Source organism: Rhizobium sp. 25PS6 (assembly GCF_032464655.1).
GTDB lineage: Bacteria > Pseudomonadota > Alphaproteobacteria > Rhizobiales > Rhizobiaceae > Rhizobium > Rhizobium laguerreae.
Window position 1 is genome coordinate 31,793 of sequence record NZ_JAWDIV010000016.1, and the last position, 14,039, is coordinate 45,831.

At 61.3% G+C, this 14,039-nt stretch carries 14 protein-coding genes; 8 read left to right on the top strand and 6 right to left on the bottom strand.

Annotation, left to right across the window (positions count from 1 at the left end; translation table 11 throughout):
• The first annotated feature begins 15 nt into the window (after positions 1 to 15).
• From RWK44_RS22525 to RWK44_RS22545, 5 genes are all read left to right on the top strand, one after another.
• Positions 16 to 1,008, top strand: coding sequence for an MBL fold metallo-hydrolase (locus RWK44_RS22525; protein ID WP_168285002.1), 993 nt, complete (start codon positions 16 to 18; stop codon positions 1,006 to 1,008).
• Positions 1,009 to 1,287: 279 nt separating this feature from the next.
• A complete protein-coding gene (gene guaB, locus RWK44_RS22530) occupies positions 1,288 to 2,772 on the top strand; it encodes an IMP dehydrogenase (protein WP_025393298.1) in 1,485 nt (494 codons plus the stop codon).
• Positions 2,773 to 2,774: 2 nt separating this feature from the next.
• Positions 2,775 to 3,329, top strand: coding sequence for a hypothetical protein (locus RWK44_RS22535; RefSeq protein ID WP_168338004.1), 555 nt, complete (start codon positions 2,775 to 2,777; stop codon positions 3,327 to 3,329).
• 162 nt (positions 3,330 to 3,491) lie between these two features.
• On the top strand, positions 3,492 to 3,908 hold the full coding sequence (locus tag RWK44_RS22540) for an MAPEG family protein (protein WP_131642059.1): 417 nt from the start codon (positions 3,492 to 3,494) through the stop codon (positions 3,906 to 3,908).
• A 215-nt stretch (positions 3,909 to 4,123) separates the two neighbouring features.
• Positions 4,124 to 4,765: a TetR family transcriptional regulator gene (locus RWK44_RS22545; protein WP_077976653.1), complete on the top strand. Its 642-nt coding sequence runs from the start codon at positions 4,124 to 4,126 to the stop codon at positions 4,763 to 4,765.
• Positions 4,766 to 4,769: 4 nt separating this feature from the next.
• Here RWK44_RS22545 and RWK44_RS22550 read toward each other — a convergent pair whose 3' ends face one another.
• A complete protein-coding gene (locus tag RWK44_RS22550) occupies positions 4,770 to 5,726 on the bottom strand; it encodes a LysR substrate-binding domain-containing protein (protein WP_032999350.1) in 957 nt (318 codons plus the stop codon).
• 214 nt (positions 5,727 to 5,940) lie between these two features.
• Here RWK44_RS22550 and RWK44_RS22555 point away from each other — a divergent pair, with 214 nt between their 5' ends.
• Positions 5,941 to 6,252: a DUF1127 domain-containing protein gene (locus RWK44_RS22555; protein WP_017959118.1), complete on the top strand. Its 312-nt coding sequence runs from the start codon at positions 5,941 to 5,943 to the stop codon at positions 6,250 to 6,252.
• A gap of 255 nt (positions 6,253 to 6,507) precedes the next feature.
• Here RWK44_RS22555 and RWK44_RS22560 read toward each other — a convergent pair whose 3' ends face one another.
• On the bottom strand, positions 6,508 to 7,368 hold the full coding sequence (locus RWK44_RS22560) for a DUF937 domain-containing protein (RefSeq protein WP_131661459.1): 861 nt from the start codon (positions 7,366 to 7,368) through the stop codon (positions 6,508 to 6,510).
• 196 nt (positions 7,369 to 7,564) lie between these two features.
• Between RWK44_RS22560 and RWK44_RS22565 the strand changes: the two genes are divergently transcribed.
• The gene (locus RWK44_RS22565) at positions 7,565 to 8,449 is read left to right on the top strand and encodes a hypothetical protein (RefSeq protein WP_316029401.1); all 885 of its coding nucleotides are present in this window, start codon (positions 7,565 to 7,567) and stop codon (positions 8,447 to 8,449) included.
• A 63-nt stretch (positions 8,450 to 8,512) separates the two neighbouring features.
• Here the strand turns inward: RWK44_RS22565 and RWK44_RS22570 are convergent, their stop codons facing one another.
• The 4 genes from RWK44_RS22570 to RWK44_RS22585 all read right to left on the bottom strand — a co-directional run bounded on the left by RWK44_RS22570 (position 8,513) and on the right by RWK44_RS22585 (position 12,880).
• Positions 8,513 to 9,886: a glutamate--cysteine ligase gene (locus RWK44_RS22570; RefSeq protein WP_131666731.1), complete on the bottom strand. Its 1,374-nt coding sequence runs from the start codon at positions 9,884 to 9,886 to the stop codon at positions 8,513 to 8,515.
• 147 nt (positions 9,887 to 10,033) lie between these two features.
• Positions 10,034 to 10,771: a 16S rRNA (uracil(1498)-N(3))-methyltransferase gene (locus RWK44_RS22575; RefSeq protein WP_131666730.1), complete on the bottom strand. Its 738-nt coding sequence runs from the start codon at positions 10,769 to 10,771 to the stop codon at positions 10,034 to 10,036.
• Between the two features lie 16 nt (positions 10,772 to 10,787).
• Positions 10,788 to 12,287 (bottom strand): inorganic phosphate transporter, encoded by a 1,500-nt coding sequence (locus tag RWK44_RS22580; protein WP_222062575.1) that lies wholly within the window; start codon positions 12,285 to 12,287, stop codon positions 10,788 to 10,790.
• 62 nt (positions 12,288 to 12,349) lie between these two features.
• Positions 12,350 to 12,880 carry an NUDIX hydrolase gene (locus RWK44_RS22585; RefSeq protein ID WP_222062574.1) on the bottom strand — a complete coding sequence of 177 codons (531 nt, stop codon included), beginning with the start codon at positions 12,878 to 12,880 and terminating at the stop codon, positions 12,350 to 12,352.
• A gap of 267 nt (positions 12,881 to 13,147) precedes the next feature.
• On the opposite strand from RWK44_RS22585, the gene RWK44_RS22590 reads away from it, so the two are divergent.
• Positions 13,148 to 14,023 carry a LysR substrate-binding domain-containing protein gene (locus RWK44_RS22590; RefSeq protein ID WP_222023085.1) on the top strand — a complete coding sequence of 292 codons (876 nt, stop codon included), beginning with the start codon at positions 13,148 to 13,150 and terminating at the stop codon, positions 14,021 to 14,023.
• Positions 14,024 to 14,039 lie beyond the last annotated feature (16 nt).

Below are 14,039 nucleotides of genomic sequence, written 5' to 3' on the forward strand. Positions count from 1 at the left end.
AAAAGGGGAGTGGATATGGCGATTTCAAAGAAGATAAAACGACGCACGCTTTTTGCCGCAGGCATCGGGCTACTGGCGGCGCCGGCGATTTTAAGAGAGAGGGCCGAAGCGGCCGCGACTGGAGAAAGCAACAATATGAATGCAACGCCTTTGCCCGAAATCAATCAATTCAAGCTCGGCTCCTATAAGTTCAGCGTCGTCCGCGACGGCATCAACGTTTCAGAAAAGCCCTATGAAACCTTCGGCACCAATCAGGATGCCGAAACGGTCAAGGCGTTGCTCTCCGCAAATTTCCTGCCGGCCGACAAGTTCCTGAACGGCTATACGCCGGCTCTCATCGATACCGGTTCGGATGTCATCCTCATCGATACCGGCTTCGGTGCGAGCGGTCGCGCACGCGGCGCCGGCCAGCTTGCCGAAGGCCTGAAGGCGGCGGGATATTCGGCCGACGACGTCACGCTGGTGGCGCTCACCCATCTGCACGGCGATCATATCGGCGGTCTGATGGAAGACGGCGCGGCTGCCTTCAAGAATGCCCGCTATATCGTCGGCCAGGCGGAATATGATTTCTGGTCGGACAAGGCACGTGAGGGCACACCTGCCGAGGGCGGCCACAAGGCGGTGCTCGCCAATGTCGTGCCGCTCGCCGAGAAGACCACTTTTATTAAGGACGGTGATAGCGTCGCACCCGGCATAACGGCGATGCTGGCGGCCGGCCACTCACCGGGCCATATGGTGTTCCACGTCGAATCCGAGGGCAAGCGCCTTGTGCTCACAGGCGATACCGCCAACCATTATATCCTGTCGCTGCTGCGGCCGGATTGGGAGGTGCGCTTCGACATGGACAAGACGCAGGCAGCCGCCACCCGTCGCAAGGTTTTCGAGATGATCGCCACCGAAAAGATCGCCTTCCTTGGTTATCACATGCCATTCCCGGCAGTCGGCTTCGTCGAGAGGCAGGATGGCGGTTATCGCTTCGTACCGAAGACCTATCAGTTCGACATCTGATCCGAAGCGGTTCAGCCTTTCACGGAAGCGCTGAACCGCTATAACATATTGTTTTTACAGAATTCTGGACAGAAAAACGCTTAGCGTTTTTCCCGAAATGCTCCTGGCGCATGGCACCCATGCCGAGCCGGGCGGGCATGCCGGGCTTTTTGCTATTTCCTTCCTGTCATAGACGTGTTACCAGCCCTCGCCAACTTCCAAGCAACCCATGCAGACCGCCGGGGCGGACGATTCGTTTCCGGACAGGGTCGCATTTTTATTAAACGAAGGAATTTGGCCATGGCACGCATCATTGAAACGGCAACCGGCGCCGACGCGCTTACCTTCGACGACGTGTTGCTGCAGCCGGGACATTCCGAGGTCATGCCCGGCCAGACGAATATCTCCACCCGCATCGCCCGGGATTTCGAACTCAACATCCCGATCATCTCATCCGCCATGGATACCGTCACCGAGAGCCGCCTGGCGATCGCCATGGCCCAGGCCGGCGGCCTCGGCGTCATTCATCGCAACCTGACGCCGATCGAACAGGCCGAGCAGGTCCGGCAAGTGAAGAAGTTTGAAAGCGGCATGGTCGTCAATCCGGTGACGATCGGCCCCGATGCGACGCTCGCCGATGCATTCGGGCTCATGAAATCCTACAGCATCTCCGGCATCCCTGTCGTGGAGAAGTCCGGCCGCCTCGTCGGCATCCTGACCAACCGCGACGTCCGCTTCGCTTCCGATCAGGAACAGAAGATCCATGAGCTGATGACCAAGGACAATCTGGTCACCGTCAAGGAAAACGTCGATCAGCAGGAGGCCAAGCGCCTGCTGCATTCGCATCGCATCGAGAAGCTGCTGGTGGTCGATACCGAAGGCCGCTGCGTCGGCCTCATCACCGTCAAGGATATCGAGAAGTCGCAGCTGAACCCGAACGCTTCCAAGGATGCGCAGGGCAGGCTTCGCGCTGCCGCCGCCATCAGCGTCGGTGACGACGGCTTCGAGCGCGCCGAGCGATTGATAGAGGCCGGCGTCGACCTTCTGGTCGTCGATACCGCCCACGGCCATTCGCAGCGCGTCCTCGATGCGGTTGCCCGCGTCAAGAAGCTTTCCAACTCGGTGCGCATCATGGCCGGCAACGTCGCCACCTATGACGGCACCAGGGCGCTGATCGATGCCGGCGCGGACGCCGTCAAGGTCGGCATCGGTCCGGGTTCGATCTGCACGACGCGCATCGTTGCCGGTGTCGGCGTTCCCCAGCTCGCAGCCATCATGTCGGCGGTTCAGGCCGCAAATGATCAGGACGTGCCTGTTATCGCCGATGGCGGCATCAAGTTCTCCGGCGATCTTGCCAAGGCGATCGCCGCAGGCGCTTCCGCCGTCATGATCGGCTCGTTGCTTGCTGGTACCGATGAGAGCCCAGGCGAGGTCTATCTCTACCAGGGTCGCTCCTTCAAGGCCTATCGCGGCATGGGCTCCGTCGGCGCCATGGCCCGCGGCTCGGCCGACCGTTACTTCCAGGCGGAAGTGCGCGACACGCTGAAGCTCGTGCCTGAGGGCATCGAAGGTCAGGTGCCGTACAAGGGGCCGGTCTCGGGCGTCATCCACCAGCTCGCCGGCGGCCTCAAGGCGGCCATGGGTTATGTCGGCGGCAAGGACCTCAAGGATTTCCAGGAGCGGGCGACTTTCGTGCGCATCTCCGGTGCCGGTCTTCGCGAAAGCCACGCCCATGACGTGACGATCACCCGCGAGAGCCCGAACTATCCGGGCGCCGGCCTCTGATCATGAAGGCGGGCAGCGGGATTCCTCTCTGGATCGTCGCGCTGCTCGCAGCCCTTTGCCTTGCCGTGCTCGCCTGGACGACCTTCGGCTTCGTCGTTCCCTTCAAGCACGAAACCGGCCAGGCGGTGCTCGATTCTTATTTCGCCGGTTACGACGAGTCTGCGGTCTTCCACATGCAGCAGCTGCTTGATGAGAACGAGACGGCGACCAGGCTGCTGCGCGCCATGTATTTCGGGCCGGAGCTGATCTTTCCGGCATTGCTGACGGCGCTGCTGTTCCTCGCCTTCCTCAAGCTCGGTCCTGTCAGTTCGTGGTTCGGCCAATCGGTCCATCCGGTCATTAGCAAGGCGGTCTACCTGCTGCCGTTCATCTACGGCATCGCCGATTATGGCGAGAATATCTCGAGCCTCATCGCCTTCGGCAACGGCGCGTATGCAGGTCTTGCAACGTACCTGCTGCCCTGGATGACGCGATTGAAATTCGCAAGCCTCGCCATCTGCTTCATCGTCGCCGCCCGGCTCGCCGTCATGCGCTGGCTCTCTTCGCGCCAGGACTGAGGCGCCGTTTCCATCCAGCTCCATGTCGAAAAGCCGGGACACCTGCGCCGACGTGCCTTAGCGACGCAGGTGCCGATGGGGCGTTGCCCTATGCTGGTATCCAGCTCCCCTTTCGGCTAATGCTCGCGTCGAAAGCGGAAGCCGAAAGGAAACGACCAACATATGACCGGCTATCAAATCTTCTGGCCACTGCTTGCCCATGTGGCCCTGGTCTATGGTCTTTATGCGCTTCTGGGCATGCGTCGCGCCAGGATGGTCCGCGCCGGCAGCATCGCGAAATCGGATTACCGCGAAAACCGTGGCGAGCCGGCCGAAAGCCAGGTCGTCAAGAACTGCCTCGCCAACCAGTTCGAACTGCCTGTGCTCTTCTACGCCTGCTGCGTTCTTCTTTATATCACGGACGCCGACAATATCGTCACCGTCGGGCTTGCCTGGGGCTTCGTTGCCCTGCGCTACGCTCATGCCGTCATCCACGTCACGAGCAACGACCTGCGCTATCGCAGTCCGATCTTCGCTGCGGGTTACCTGGTGCTCGCCGCCATGTGGGTTTGGCTCGCCATATGGATGGCGATGGGGTGAGGCGGCAGGCCTATCAACCGTCATACGGACCAGACCGCTTGGATCTGGTTGTGTGGCGATAGAATCGCAGCCTGAAATCGCGATAAAACCCGCTTTTTCCAGTCGTTAAAATACGAACGTTTCCATTTACCGCGGATGAAGACCTGCATGTCATATCGGCTCGACGCGCTGGCTGGCATATGCCTTCCGCCGCGAACAAAAAGAATGGGAACGACATGGGCGCGGAAAGCATGGATCGGATCGGCTTGCGCAGGAAGCCGAAGCAGGAGCGCAGCATCCAGAGGCTGGACCTCATTCTCGCCGCCGCCGCCAAGATCATCGCCGAAAAGGGCGTCAGCGCCATGCGGATGACGGAACTCGCCATCGCCGCCAAGGTACCGATCGGTTCGGTCTACCAGTATTTCCCGGAGAAGGCGGCAATCGTCAAAGCGCTCTTCGATCAGCATGCCTCGGCGATCCAGGCGAAGACCGCGGCGATGTTTAGCGACGTACGCTCACTCGACCAGGCGCTCGACCGCGTCTGCGCCACCATCGACTGGTATTACGATTCCTACCACAACGATCCCGTCTATCTCGGCGTCTGGATGGGAACGGAGACCGATCAGGATCTGCTGCAGCTGAATATCGAGCATAGCGGTCACGTCGCCGGCATCTTCCATGACGCCGTGCGTCAATTGGCTCCCGACCTTTGCGACGAAGACATGTATGCGCGCACTTACCTGTTCAGCCACCTGATCGGCGCCGTCATTCGACTTGCCGCCGTCAGTGAAGAGGCGCTGGCGCGGCGCATGCTCGATGAGTGGAAGCGCGTCATCCGCGCCTCCCTTTTTGCCACGATCGTGCCCCGCGCCGCCTGAACTCTTACCAGCTTGGTACCATATTGGCCGCCTTCAGCCGCGGATAAAGGCGCGCCTGGGCGGATTTGACGTCTGCCTCCAGGCTGTCGTCGGCGACAGTAGGCGTGATATTGTCGAGGCAGGCGGTGATATGTGCCGTGATCGCATTCATCAGCGAGAGTGAAACGCCCGGCCGCTTCATGATTCCGATCTGCACCGGCGGCAGCGCCGGGAAACCGTCTGCCTGGCTCAGCACCTTCATGCCTGTCCGCAGCGCCGATTCCGGCATCACCGAAACCGCCATGCCGGCAAGCACGGCAGCGGCAACGACAGTGCAGGACCAGCTGGTGAACAGGATCTGGTGCTCGCGTCCCACAGCATCGAGCGCCGAGCAGGCGAGCTGGCGCCACTGGCAATCGCGCCGGCCGACGGCAAGCGGCACCGGGGCGTCGTCACGGATCGGATGGTTGGCCGAGCCCACCCAGCAGAGCGGCTCGGTTCTCACCACATCTGACATGCGCTCGCGCGGATTGTGGGTGACGAGCGCGATGTCGAGTTCGCCCTTGTGCATGCGCTCGGCCAGATCCACCGAGGGCTCGCAGACGATATAGAGCTCGACATTCGGATGCGTCTTGGCGAAGCGGCCGATGATTTCGGGCATGTAGCGGTCGGCATAATCGTCCGGCGTACCGATGCGCAGCATCCCCTCCAGTCTGTTGTCGTCGAAAGCAGCAATCGCCTCATTGTTGAGGCGAATGATGCGCCGGGCATAGTTGAGCAGTTTTTCGCCCTCGACCGTCAGCCGATTGCCGCGTCCGTCTTTGATGAACAGCTGTTTGCCGATGCGCTCCTCAAGACGGCGCATCTGCATGGAGACGGCCGATTGGGTCTTGTAGACCCTGTCGGCGGCCTTGGTGAAGCTGCCGGAATCGACGATGGCGATGAAAGTCTGCAATTGGTCGAGATCAAGAGGCGCGGACATGTTTTCACCCATAAAGATAGCTGATGATAATCATTAGAAACATTCGTTGGACTGATCAATAGGTCTTTGGCATCTTCGGGATGCAAATCAAGCAAAGTGAAGGACAGACACCCTGCCTGTCCGAGCCAATTTCAGCCTTGCTCCTTCCCGTGCGACCTCGCGGGAGGGGTGGGTTGTTGCGCGCCTGAAAGAAATCGAAAGAAAGGAGAGTCCCATGCGGATGACAGACAGAACAATAGAACTCGACTGCGGCAAGCTCACCCCGACGTTTTCCCAACGTCTGGCAGCAGGCCTCGCACCGTTGACCTCCCTCTTTCGCGGGTTCCGCAATCGCATGGAGATCAACACGCTGCACGATCTGAGCGACGCTCAGCTGAGGGATATCGGCCTTAGCAGGGCCGACCTGACCTCCGCGTTCCTGGCGTCGACCTTCTTCGAGGACCCGTCGGAACATCTGACGCGCTCGGCGCGCAATCGCTGGCGCCTGTCGTCGTTCTTGCGCTCCTACGAGGAGCAGGAGCGTTAAGTTTCCCCGCAGGGTGATAGCCAATAGCCCTGCCGCTTGACCCGGTGATCGGCTTTCCCAAGCCATCTCCGGGTTTTTTTATGCGCGAAAGCATGTCGCGCAAAAGTGTGTCGCGGTTTTGCGATAACGACATGCGCAAAAATCTAAAGCATGTCGCGCAAAAGTGTATCGCGGTTGTGCGATAACGACATGCGAGAAACCAAGGACCTAAAGCGTGGCAAGCGAATCTGAAAGATCGCGACGCGCTTTAGTGCGCTATTCGCTCTTTTCCGAGGAAGGCTTCGGCCGATAGGTTTCGAAGATCGCTTCCAGGTTCCGCTGGTAGTTCTTCTGCACTTCCAGCCCGCTGTCGAACATGGCGTTCAGCATCTCGGTATAGCTGTCGGCATTGACCTTCGCCTCTTCCTTCGGCCCCTCCGGCGTCTTGGCCTTGGTCGTGGCCGCCGGCTGCTGGCCGAGTCCGCCCATCATCTCCTGGAAGGCCTTGGCGAAAGGATTGTCGAGGAAGGGGTTCGGCGTCTGCGTTGGGGCAGGCTTCGGCACGGAAAACATCTGCTGCATCGCCTGCGTAAAGGGATTGTCGAAGACGCTAGGCTCCGGGGCCGGCTTCGGCGCGAAGCCGGTACTCTCAAGCCATTTCTGGATGGTCTCGCCCATCGGCGTGTTGACGAAGGGGTTGACCGGCGAGGCCATCTGGCCGGTCGTCTGTTTGAAGAGCCCGCCCATCAGCGTATCGGCCAGCACCGGCAGCATCCGCTTGTAAATGTCCTGGCCGATCCCGGTCATCTGCGCCGCCTGGGCAGCGACCGCGCGCGAAACCTCCTTCGAGCCGAAGAGTTGGGCAAGGATGTTGTTGCCGTCGGAAATACCCTCCGGCGTGAACGCCCGGTTCATATCCTCGAAATATCGCGCGTAATTGCCGGAGGAAACCGCCTGCATCAGCCCGACGAAATCATAGGGATTGCTGGTGCTGCGTTTCAACCCGGCGGAAAAGGCCGGCATCAGCGCCGCCATCGCCTTCGTCGCCTGTTCCTGCGCAAGGTTGAACTGTCGGGCGATCGCCTCCATCGCCGCCCCGTTCTGCGCCTGCATCATCATGTCGAAGAGTGGCAGCATGGAAGTTCCTTTCCCCCGGTCGTGCGCGTTGTAACGCCACTATAACCGGAAATGGCAATGCGCAAACGGCTTTTTGCCATAAGAACTTAGCCTGATGAGGCGAAAGCGGCGATAACGACGGCCGGCCGTCACTCTCCGTCGGCCTATATGCTATCCTCACCGGAAACCGATCCCTGCGCGCCGGCGTTCTTCTTCCATGGCCGAAACCAAATCCTCCACTGGTCACGACGAGCCGCCACCGAATGAAGACGGTGCGAAGCCGGGCGCCGACATTTCCTTTCCCTACGACAGGATGACGGTCGAGCAATTCCGAAGACGCTTCCCCCGTGCCCGCTGGAGTGATACCCGCAAGGCCTGGTTCGTTCCCGGGCGGACGGCGTCCCGCCGCATCGGACGATGGCTTGCCGAGATGGAGGCCGAAGCCGACGCCCATGCGGATGCGAAGGGCCGCGACGCCTTCGCCTTCGATCCCATCGACAGTCCATATCTTGAACTTGGCAAGACGGGCTTTCGAATCCGCACGCCGTATTCGAAGACCGTCGTCAACGAACTGCGCGAAGTGCCATTCTCGCGATGGGACGGCGATCTCAAGATATGGCACGTTCCCTTCCGGTCCTATGAGGAACTCAGACGCCGGTGGCCGGAGATCGAGGCGGCGGCGCGCAGAAACGAGCCGGAAGAAAGACGACGTCGAGCCGAGGAGCGCAAGGGGACCGAACAGGATGTGCGCAGCAAGCTCCGCTTTGCAGAACGAAAGCGTCATCGCTACCCGCTTCAGAGCGACGACTTGCCGCCGATAGGCCGGCCTGTGGTCACCACCTATGGAATCGTCGTCTTTACCGAAATCTCAGGCGAACTGGTCGACCCGCACGTCGTTGCGGACTTCTATGCCGGCGTGACCGAGGATCACGTCTGGGGATATTGGCGGGTGCCCACGTTGGATGAACTTGTCCGCACCTGGCCTGCGAAGACGCCGCCAGTTCAAGACGCCGAGTGGTGGCTGCCGACGATCGAGGAACTGAGGCCCGCCCGCCGCACGGCCAGATCGCGCGAAGCCAGGAAGCGCGCGAAGGCGCCGTGACCACAGCTTGCTACTGCATATTCCTTGAATCGATTCCGATTTAGGGAATTCAGGGGCTCAGGCTCAGTACTGATAGTCCTCAAACACCGGTTCGACCGAGCCCTGCCAGCGGCCGTGATAGAGCGACAGCAGATCCTCGGCGAGCGTCGCCTTTTTGGCGAGCACCTCTTCGAGCGGCGCCAGGAAGATGCTCTCGTCCTGGCCTTCCCGGTTGAGCCTGCCCCGCGCCTTGAGGCCGGCCCTTGATATGCCGATCACCTCGCGCGCCATGTCGAAGAGCGGGTGCCCGCGGAATTGCGCCTTCAACCCTTCGGCGGGAACGGCGTTGCGCATTGCCTGGACCTCGGCAAAACCCCAATCCTTGGTCAGTTCGTCGGCGGCCTCGAGTGCGGCATCGTCGTAGAGCAGGCCGACCCAGAAGGCCGGCAAGGCACAGATGCGCCGCCACGGGCCGCCGTCGGCGCCGCGCATTTCGAGGAAACGCTTCAGCCGCACGTCGGGGAAAAGTGTCGAAAGATGGTTCGTCCAATCGCCCATCGTCGGCGCCGGATCGGCGACCTCGCCCTTCAATGCGCCGTTCATGAACTGGCGGAAGGTGACATGGGTGCAGTCGTGATAGCGGCCGTCGCGCACGATGAAATACATCGGCGCGTCGAGCGCCCATTCGGCATAGTCGCGGAAGCCGAAATCGTCGCGGAAGGTGAAATCGAGCAGGCCGGCGCGCCGGTTGTCGACATCGCGCCAGATATCGCCGCGCCAGGAGAGCAGCCCGTTCGGCTTGCCCTCGGTAAAGGGCGAGGATGCGAAAAGCGCGGTCGCCAGCGATTGCAGCTTCATCGAGACACGCATCTTCTTGCGCATGTCGGCTTCCGAGGAGAAGTCGAGATTCACCTGGATCGTGCAGGTGCGGTACATCATGTCGAGACCCTGGGTACCGACCTTCGGCATATAGCGGGTCATGATCTCGTAGCGCGACTTCGGCATCTGCGGGGTTTCCGCATAGGTCCATTTCGGACTGCCGCCGATGCCAAGGAAGCGGATGCCCATCGGCTCGGCGATTTCGCGCAGCGTCGCCAGATGCTGGTTTGATTCCCGACAGGTCTCATGGATCGTCTCGAGTGGTGCGCCGGAGAGTTCGAACTGGCCGCCTGGCTCGATCGAGATCGCGCCCATACCGTTCTGCTCGGCAAGGCCGATGATGTTGCCGCCGTCGGTGATCGGCTCCCAGCCGCTTTTCTTCTGCAGGCCGGTCAGGAGGGCCGAAATGCTGGCATCGCCAAAATAGGGAACCGGGCTGTTGTCGGCGCGAAAGAAGGCGAATTTCTCGTGTTCGGTGCCGATCCGGAAGCGCTCCCGCGGCTTGTTGCCCGCGGCGATATAATCGGTCAGATCCTGGACCGAAGAGAGCGGTGTCTGGTCGGTAGTGTCGCGGGCCATGCGGGATACCTGTATTCGGAAAGGTGCCCAGGGGGCCGGGCAATTGGAAGGGTGATTTGGACCCAAGCCACCTATGTTGCAAGTGAAATTCTTTCAACGACGCATCAAAAAAATAGCGCCGATTTCCATGTCAACCCGTTTTCGGGGTCAATTCCAGTCGCCGATCGCCGCCTGCACCACCGCAAGCGCCGCAACAGCTGCCGTATCGGCTCGCAGGATGCGCGGTCCGAGCGGAATGGCGGTGACGAAATCAAGGCTTCGCAACCGCGCCCGTTCTTCTTCCGAAAAGCCGCCTTCCGGCCCAACGAGCAAAGCGAGATGTCTTTCCCTGATCGCCGACAGCACCGGCAGCGGGTTTTGCCCGGCATCGCCCTCGTCGCAATAGATGATGCGGCGCTCGCTCGGCCAGCGGTCGAGCAGGTCGAGAAGCCTCACAGGCTCGGCCACATCGGGGATGCCGAGGATGCCGCATTGCTCCGCCGCTTCGACGACATTGGCGCGCAGCTTGTCGAGATTGGTGATCTTGCCCTGGACGTGCTGGGTCATGACCGGCTGCAGCAGGCCGGCTCCCATTTCGACCGCCTTCTGCACGAGGTAGTCCATACGGCCGACCTTGAGCGGCGCAAAGAGGTAGTGCAGGTCGCAAGGCTGCGGCTGCGGCCGCGTCTCTTCGGTTGCCGTCAAAAGGATGCGTTTGCGCGTGGGGAAGGTAAGGGTCGCCTTCCATTCGCCGTCGCGGCCGTTGAAGAGCAGGATCTCCGCACCTTCCTCCATCCGCAGCACATTGCCGAGATAGTTGAACTGATCGGCATTCGCCTCCACGACGGCGCCGCTGGAAAGCGGCGCGTCGACGAAAAGCCGTTGCATACGGAAATTGGCGCGCATTCGAAAACTCGGGGTTTCAGACGAAGAGCGCGAACATAACCCAATAAATCATTGCCGCAAGCGCTGCCGAAACCGGCACGGTGACGATCCAGGCGGCGATGATCGTCATGAAATGCGAACGGCGCACGAGATAGCGCCGCCGTGTCTCGTGGATATTCGGCTCTTCCGGCTCGTCGATGTCCCAGCTCTCGGCTTTGCGCCTTATATAGGCGATGCGGCGCTTCGAATGGCGAGTGTACCATTCGCGGAAGAATCCGACGCCGAAGACGGCGCCGACGGCGATATGGGTGGTGCTGACCGGCAGGCCGAGCCAGGAGGCGACGATGACGGTAAAGGCTGTCGACAGCGCGACGCAGTAGGCCCGCATCGGATTGAGCTTGGTGATCTCCTCGCCGACCAGGCGAATGAGACGCGGCCCGAACAGCAGCAGGCCGACGGAGATACCGAAGGCGCCGATCAGCATGACCCAGAGCGGCGGATGCCCGACGCCGCCGCTGCCGCCGATACCGACCGAATGGACGATTGCCGAAAGCGGCCCGACCGCGTTGGAAACGTCGTTGGCGCCATGCGCGAAGGACAGCAGTGCCGCAGAGCCGATGAGCGGCAGCCGGAACAGCGTCCGCAGCGAGCTGTTGCGGTTTTCGAGATCCCGCGCTTGGGCGAGAACGAGCGGTCGGGCGGCAAGCCAGCTTACCAGCCCGATGCCGATCCCGATGAGTATGATGGTGAAAGGCTGAAATCGACCGATAGGCGACAGCTGCAGCACCATATAGGCCATGAAAACGCCGGCCATCACCGCCACCAGCACCGGCACCCAGTGCCGCGCGGCTGCTACCTTGTCGTCGCGATAGACGATCAGGGTCTTGACGAGATAAAGCAGCCCGGCGGCGATCAGCCCGCCGATCAGCGGTGAGGTGATCCAGCTCGCGGTGATCTCCAGCATCACCCGCCAGTTCACCGGTTCGGGCCCGACGGCCGAGATGCCGGCGCCGATCACCGCCCCGACGATCGCATGGGTGGTGGAGACCGGCGCGTTCATCCAGGTTGCAAGGTTGATCCAGAGGGCTGCGGCCGTCAGCGCCGCCATCATGATCCAGCCGAGCATTGCCGGCGGCACCTGGACGGCGTCGACAATGTTTGTGGAAATCGTCTTGACGACCTCGCCGCCTCCGACCGTGGCACCAAGAAGTTCGAATGTTGCGGCAATGATGAGTGCCTGGCCCATCGTCATGGCGCGCGCGCCGACGGCGGCACCGACATTGTTGGTCACGTCATTGGCGCCGATGTTTAGTGCCATGTAGCCGGCGAGGGCCGCGGCGGCCACGACCAGCACCGCTCCCGGCTGGTCGAACACGTAGACGCCGGCAAAGAGCATGGCCAGACCGACGAAGATCAACCCGAGACCAGGCGTCACCAGCCGCCGCAAAACATGCTTCGCCGCGTCCTCGGCATGGGTGATCTTGTCGAGGTCCTTGTCGAGCGTGCGTTTCGTGAGGACTGCGGGACGTGGCGGCATTCTTTTTCCTGAGGATGAATCTGCTTCTACGCTGCTTTTTTAGCAGCGCAAGATGGCAGGATTCACTCTGCCGGAAATTGTTTCACCGCCGGAGTTTGCTTCGGTGCTTTGGACGAAAGCCTGTCGGCTATCGTCTGCTGAAAGGCGAGGAAAAGATTGCGGAGTTCGGGTTCGCGCACGCGCCGGACCGCCTCGTCGAAAGAGACCCATTCGATAGTGCGCTCGCCTTTTTCCTTGAAGTTCTTTGCCATGTTGGTGACTTCGAGCGCATAGACCTGCACCTTACAGATCACCTGCACCCCGTCGCGCAGCACCTTCGGATAGGTGTAGGCGCCGAGCGTCTCCGTTTCGACCGCGCCGCGGACGCCGGCTTCCTCGAAGGCTTCCTGCACCGCAACCTCATGGGCGCGTTTTCCAGTCATCGGCCAGCCCTTGGGAATCACCCAGCGGCCGGTGTCGCGGCTCGTCATCAGCAGCACCTCGACCTCACCGCTCTTTTTCTTCACCCGATAGCAGAGCGCACCATATTGCTGTCGCGGCGGACGCCGGAACATCAGTTGCACATCGGAAGCCAGTCGGGCGAGAAGAGTCAATGGTCGGGTCACCTTCGCAGTCGTCGTTAGGAATCACTCATATACGTATATCATGGAAAGCTTACGCAATCCAAAAGGCCGCAGGACGATTCGAAACGCGATTTGATCGCCGTTCATAGGGGAAATCGAGGTGGACAGGTTCGGAAAATCCGTCACGCCTTGTCCCGAATGCGTCACATTGCACAGCTGTACAATATGGCGTGATCTTGCCTTTCGTTCAATGGCGAGATCTAGTGATCCACTGTTGATTTTGTGAATGTCGTCCTCATGCGTCTTCCACCGCTCAATGCCATCCGCGCCTTCGAGGCCGTCTGCCGTCACGGCAGCATTCTGAAGGCTGCCGAAGAGCTGAATGTGGTGCGCGGCGCCGTGCGCCAGCAGATCGACACGCTGGAGAATCACTTCGGTCGCAAGCTCTTCCTGCGTGACGGCCGCAGGCTGGTTCCGACCTTGCAGGCCAGCGCTTTCGCGGCCGCCGCGAGTGCGGCTTTCGACATTCTGCAGCGCGCCGCTTCGGAACTCGAAGGCGCCGTGCCGGGCCGCATCCGCCTTGGCGTGCCCTCCGCCTTCGCGGTCTGGTGGCTGATGCCGCGCGCGGCAGACATGCAGGCAAGCCTCGGCCATACCGTCGACATCGTGCCGATGACCGTGGTCGAACCGCTGCAGATGCACCCCGAATTGGACGCTGTGATCATGGGTGGCGAATACCGGCCGGCCGCAGGCATTACCGCCCTGCGGTTCATGGAGGATGAATTCGGCCCAGTCGCAACGCCGGCGCTTGCCGCGACACTATCGAGCGGCCCGGCTGCAATGGGCGCGCTGACGATGCTTATCAGCCGCAGCGTTCCGAAGCTCTGGGACGAATGGATTGCCGAAAGCGGCACTCCCCCGATCGTCTTTACGCGCGTCCAGGAATTCGAAGATCTGCTGCTGGCGCTGGGTGCTGCCCGCTCCGGGCTTGGCGTCGCGCTTGCGCCACGCGCTTCGATCGAGGACGATCTCGAGCGCGGGCATCTGGTCGCGCCCTACGGCTTCATCTCCCGGCCATCGGGCTACAGCCTCTGCTGCCGCACGCCGGATGCGAAACGGCCGGCCTTTGCCGCCTTGTCCGGTTGGCTGCTTCGTTGCGGGACACCGGCCTGAAAGGGCAGATTTTCTG

Coding starts and splice junctions, on each gene's coding strand:
- RWK44_RS22525 (WP_168285002.1), top strand. CDS start 16: ATGGCGATTTCAAAGAAGATAAAACGACGCACGCTTTTTGCCGCAGGC.
- guaB (WP_025393298.1), top strand. CDS start 1,288: ATGGCACGCATCATTGAAACGGCAACCGGCGCCGACGCGCTTACCTTC.
- RWK44_RS22535 (WP_168338004.1), top strand. CDS start 2,775: ATGAAGGCGGGCAGCGGGATTCCTCTCTGGATCGTCGCGCTGCTCGCA.
- RWK44_RS22540 (WP_131642059.1), top strand. CDS start 3,492: ATGACCGGCTATCAAATCTTCTGGCCACTGCTTGCCCATGTGGCCCTG.
- RWK44_RS22545 (WP_077976653.1), top strand. CDS start 4,124: ATGGGCGCGGAAAGCATGGATCGGATCGGCTTGCGCAGGAAGCCGAAG.
- RWK44_RS22550 (WP_032999350.1), bottom strand. CDS start 5,726: ATGTCCGCGCCTCTTGATCTCGACCAATTGCAGACTTTCATCGCCATC.
- RWK44_RS22555 (WP_017959118.1), top strand. CDS start 5,941: ATGCGGATGACAGACAGAACAATAGAACTCGACTGCGGCAAGCTCACC.
- RWK44_RS22560 (WP_131661459.1), bottom strand. CDS start 7,368: ATGCTGCCACTCTTCGACATGATGATGCAGGCGCAGAACGGGGCGGCG.
- RWK44_RS22565 (WP_316029401.1), top strand. CDS start 7,565: ATGGCCGAAACCAAATCCTCCACTGGTCACGACGAGCCGCCACCGAAT.
- RWK44_RS22570 (WP_131666731.1), bottom strand. CDS start 9,886: ATGGCCCGCGACACTACCGACCAGACACCGCTCTCTTCGGTCCAGGAT.
- RWK44_RS22575 (WP_131666730.1), bottom strand. CDS start 10,771: ATGCGCGCCAATTTCCGTATGCAACGGCTTTTCGTCGACGCGCCGCTT.
- RWK44_RS22580 (WP_222062575.1), bottom strand. CDS start 12,287: ATGCCGCCACGTCCCGCAGTCCTCACGAAACGCACGCTCGACAAGGAC.
- RWK44_RS22590 (WP_222023085.1), top strand. CDS start 13,148: ATGCGTCTTCCACCGCTCAATGCCATCCGCGCCTTCGAGGCCGTCTGC.